Here is a 2,884-nt window from a genome sequence, read left to right on the forward strand (position 1 = left end):
TTAACAGCCCCCCCTCGGGGGGTGACCTGCGGGGCCCGCTGCATTGTCGGTGTCCCCGGTGGGGGGGGGGGGGGCGGGGGGGGGGCCGCGCCGACCGGGGTGTCAGGGCCGGGTGAGCTCGGTGATGGTGCGGGTCTGGGTGTGCAGCACCGCGCCGTCCCGGTTGATCCACTTGGCGGTGAGGGTGGCCGGGGTCACGGTGGTGTCGGCCTCCAGCTTGAGGAAGGTGTACGGCGCGTCCTTGCTCCACTTCACGGGGTCCGCCGGGTGCGGGGTCCACCTCGTGCCCGGCGGGAGCCCGGTGGCCGTGGAGGTGGTCACGTCGTACGTGCTGCCGATCGTCCAGTCGTGCACGGGGCTGACGACGTACTCCCACATGTCGTAGCCGGCCGGGGTCGGGTCGGTGGGGGTGGCGTCGAAGTTCTTCACCGCGCGGGAGACGTGGATGTCCCCGCTGACCAGGACGCAGCCGGAGATCCTCTCGGTCTTGATGAAGTCGAGGAGCTGGAGCTTCTCGTTCTGGTAGGTGCTCCAGTCGTCCGTCTCGCTGCCGGCCTTGTCGTACCAGGTCATGCCCGAGGCCAGGACCTTGAACGTGGCGGTGCTGGCACTCAGGGCGGTGCGCAGCCACCGGAACTGGACGTCCCCCATGCAGGCTCTCGCGGTCGTGTTGGAGAACCACCGCGGGTCGATGAGGAACATCTCGATCGGGCCGCGCCGGAAGGAGGTGTAGACGCCCTCGCCGGAGCCCCGGTCGGTCAGCGCCCGGCTGCCGCCGGTGGCGTGGCCGAAGGTCGCGTTGGCGCGGTAGTCGACGAACGCCCGGCGATAGTCGAACCTCTTGGGGTTGGTGTCGCCCAGGGTGTTGTGGCCGAAATCGTGGTCGTCCCACGTGCCCCAGACCGGCATCAACCGAACCATGTTCGCGATCTCGGGCACGGCCAGGAAGTCCCGGTGCTGCCTGCGTGCCCGGTCCAGGTCACCGTTGGTGCCCGTGAGGCCGAGGTCGACGTCGGCGTACGGGGTGTCCCCGAGCATGACGAAGCCTTCGCAGCCCTCGGTCATGACCCGTGTCCACAGGTGGTTCGGCACGATGTGCGCGCAGGAGCCCACGCCCAGAGCGACCCTGGCCGCCGTGCCCGGCGCCGGTGAGGTCCTGAACTTCCCCTTCATCGGGACGGTGGGGGCGTTGGCCGTCGTCGAGCTGATGACGAACTCGTACTCCGTGTTCGCCTGCAGGCCGGACACGTCCATCAGGAGGGTGTTGTCGTTGGCGGTCGAGATGTCCGCGGTGACGGTCTTCACCACGACCTTGTTGGCCAACACCTCGCACTTCCAGGTGCGGTAGGCGCCCGGGTCCAGGCCCGGCCGGGCCCAGAGCCGGGCGGTGCTGTCGCTCACGTGGCCGACGAGCGGGCCGGCCTGGAGCGAGGGGGTCTGGCCCAGGCCGGGCGCGGTGCCGGCCTTCGCCTTCTGCACGTACCCGGTCAGGGCGTTGAAGAACCTGCGGCTGTCGTCGATGGCGGCCGGAGGCTGGATCGGTGCCCCGGCCGCGTCGTAACACTTGTCGATGGTGAGGCTGGAGATCAGATACCTGCCCTTGCCCGGCGTGGAGGACTTGCCGTCCGGTGCGGCGGTCTTGTCCTTGCCCTCCAGCAGGGCCGCCGGGAAGGCCCCCGTTCCCGGCACGCAGGCCAGGAGCACGTTCATCTCGCGCCAGGCGCCGATCGACTCCCAGCTGACGGAGATGCCGGCGGCGCGGCCGGTGAACACCTGTCCGGAGGCGTCCTTCGGCAGCACGGACACCAGCGGATGGGTGGTGGCCACCGGGTAGACGGTGTTGAAGTCGGCGTCGGTGCGCACCGCGAACATCGCGGTCGAGTTGAAGTCCCACTTCCAGATCGGCAGGTAGGAGACGCCAGTGCCGGGGGTGTCGGACTTGGCGAGGTCGAGGACCACCCCGCCGGCTCTGACGAACGTCCGCAGCGACTCGCCGTGCGTCCTCACGAAGGCGTTGTAGTGGTCGGGGCCGTCGTTGGTGAAACTGCCGAAGGCGATCAGGTCCACGGGCCGGGCCTGGGCCGTCGCCGCCTTGGTCGGGTCCAGATCGATCACGGTGAAGCCGGCGTGCTCCAGCAGCTTGCGCAGCCCGACCGCGTTCGTCCACCGGTCGGCGAACTCCAGCACCGCCGCGACCAGCCCCGACGAGGGGAGCGGGTCCACCGCCGCCGCGGCGGTGCCGGTCATGGCGCCGCCGGCGGCGACCGCCGCCGCGCCGACGCCCAGCAGCTGCACCGCACGGCGGCGGCTGATCTCGGCGCTGATGCGATCGGACAGCGTGCGGGAAGAATCGTCCATTGTCTTCTCCTGTGTAGGGGTGTCGACCGATTCCGTCGAACCACGCCCTCTCCGGGGCGTGGTGGAGCGGGGGTGGGGTGAGCGCAGGAAAGGACCGCCACCGAGGACGGGGCGGAGAGCCCTGCGCCGGGAGCGGTCTTTCCGTCAGGTCCGTCCGGGAACGGCCTGTTCAGGGGGTGTGGGGGTGGGTGGTGGGTGTGGTGCGGCCGGTGGGGGGCGTCTCGGTCCTGGGCGCGGGGATGGCCGCGGGGATGACCGCCGGGACGGCGGTCTCCGGGGCGGTCGGCGCGGTCTGGGCGGCCTGGGCGGCTTCGGCGGGGGTGTCGGGCGGGGCGTCCTCCTGCAGGGCCCGCGTCTCGGCCTTGAGGATGCGCAGGGACTTGCCGAGCCCGCGGGCGGCCTCGGGGAGCTTCTTGGAGCCGAACAGCAGCACGATGACGGCGAGTACGACGATGAGGTGCCAGGGTTCCAGGCCGTTGCGGAGCATGGGCATCGTCTCCTTGAGTATCGGACCGGGGGGTGGGGT

General features: G+C 70.8%; 2 protein-coding genes. Both read right to left on the minus strand.

All coding sequences use genetic code 11. From position 1 onward, the window contains the following. Positions 1–102: 102 nt before the first annotated feature. Entirely contained in the window at positions 103–2,358 is a 2,256-nt protein-coding gene (locus ACFXHB_RS41690) for an alkaline phosphatase D family protein (RefSeq protein WP_380581908.1), read from the minus strand. 169 nt (positions 2,359–2,527) lie between these two features. Next, a partial coding sequence (gene tatA / locus ACFXHB_RS41695) for a Sec-independent protein translocase subunit TatA (RefSeq protein WP_380581910.1) occupies positions 2,528–2,884 on the minus strand: 357 nt, incomplete at its 5' end.

This window comes from Kitasatospora sp. NPDC059327 (assembly GCF_042752535.1).
Classification (GTDB): Bacteria; Actinomycetota; Actinomycetes; order Streptomycetales; family Streptomycetaceae; genus Kitasatospora.